1 protein-coding gene is annotated in these 444 nt (G+C 71.2%); it reads left to right on the top strand.

Annotated elements, in window-relative coordinates:
• Positions 1 to 444 (top strand): HlyD family secretion protein (locus B3T77_RS06920; RefSeq protein ID WP_292078327.1); only part of this gene is annotated, 444 nt, incomplete at both ends.

Genomic DNA, 444 nt, shown 5'->3' with positions numbered 1-444 from the left:
TTGCGCAGCGCCCAGGCCCAGGTCGCCCAGGCCCGCGCCGCCGAGGGAATCGCCCAGACCGGCGTCACCTCCGCCGTCGTCGGCCGCGACAGCCTGGCCGCCGCCGTCGAGAACGCCCAGGCCGCCGTGCGTCTGGCCCAGATCGACCTGGCCAACACCCGCATCGTCGCCCCCCGCGCCGGCCGTCTGGGCGAGATCGGCGTGCGTCAGGGCCAGTATGTGACGGCGGGAACCCAGCTGATGGGTCTGGTGCCGGACGTGGTCTGGGTCACGGCCAATATGAAGGAGACGCAGATGAAGAACATTCGCGTCGGCCAGCCGGTCGAGATCACGGTGGACGCCTTGGGTGGTCAGACCCTGCGCGGCCATGTCGAACGCATCGCCCCCGCCGCCGGGTCGGAGTTCAGCGTCATCCGCCCCGACAACGCCACCGGCAACTTCACC

Origin of the sequence: Brevundimonas sp. UBA7838 (assembly GCF_002500885.1) — a bacterium.
In the GTDB taxonomy this organism is placed as follows: domain Bacteria; phylum Pseudomonadota; class Alphaproteobacteria; order Caulobacterales; family Caulobacteraceae; genus Brevundimonas; species Brevundimonas vesicularis_C.
The sequence above is the reverse complement of the archived record's forward strand: the minus strand, read 5'-3'. Positions and strand labels throughout refer to the sequence as shown.